2 protein-coding genes are annotated in these 936 nt (G+C 28.0%); both read left to right on the forward strand.

Annotation, left to right across the window (positions count from 1 at the left end; all coding sequences use genetic code 11):
- On the forward strand, positions 1-482 hold a 482-nt coding region (locus GBZ86_RS16335; RefSeq protein ID WP_152892422.1), incomplete at its 5' end, for an HK97 family phage prohead protease.
- A gap of 81 nt (positions 483-563) precedes the next feature.
- Positions 564-725: a zinc-ribbon domain-containing protein gene (locus GBZ86_RS16340; protein WP_152892424.1), complete on the forward strand. Its 162-nt coding sequence runs from the start codon at positions 564-566 to the stop codon at positions 723-725.
- The last annotated feature ends 211 nt before the right edge of the window (positions 726-936 follow it).

The raw sequence follows: 936 nt of genomic DNA on the forward strand, positions 1-936 counted from the left end.
TTATGCTTATTAATCATGATTGGAATAAGGTAGTAGGAAGAACGGATTCAAACTTAGTTTTAGAAGAAGATTCTAATGGATTAAGATTTGAATTAACAGTACCTAATACCACAGATGGTAATGATTTGTTAGAAAATGTAAGACTAGGACTTATTAAAGGTTGTAGTTTTGGATTTAATATAGTAGATCAAAAAACAAGATGGGATGATGATTGGACCTTTTATAGAGATATAACAGAGGTAGAACTTTTTGAGGTAACAGCCACGCCAATTCCTGCCTATGGAGATACAGAAATAAATTGTCGCTCAGAACAGTGCAGTATTTCTATAAAGGATATAAGGGAAAAGGAAAGAAAATCATCAGAGGAAAGTAAAGAAAAAAGAGAAGAAGAAGAAAATAAAAGTAAAATAAATAAAAGGAATGCTGAATTATTATCAGCTTTTTTTAATTCTTTAGGGAATAATAAAACAAGAAATAAATAAAAATTTTTAAATTATGAATATTTTTTCTTAATTAGAGTATCCTTATCAATAGGAAAACTTTAAATTAAGGAGGAATTTTTTATGGCAGATAAAATATTAACATGTAAAGATTGTGGTGCAGAATTCGTATTTAGTGAGAGAGAGCAAGAGTTTTACAAAGAAAAAGGATTCGACAATGAGCCAGCAAGATGTGCTGAATGCAGAAGAGCAAAAAAAGCACAAAGAAATAATAATAGAAGATAATTATTTTGTATATGAAAAACTGTAAGTTAACTTATAGTTTTTTTTTATGCATTTAAATAGATGGAGGAGTAGATAAAATGGCAGTAAAAAATTTAGATAATAATACAAATGAAATAAGAGCACAAATAACAGAAGCATTAAAGGAAGATAATGAGGGAGCTATTACAGAAGCTTTAGTAAGAATGGCTGAAAATATTCAAAGCAATATTTT

It is taken from the genome of Clostridium tarantellae, assembly GCF_009295725.1.
Taxonomy (GTDB): Bacteria; Bacillota; Clostridia; order Clostridiales; family Clostridiaceae; genus Sarcina; species Sarcina tarantellae.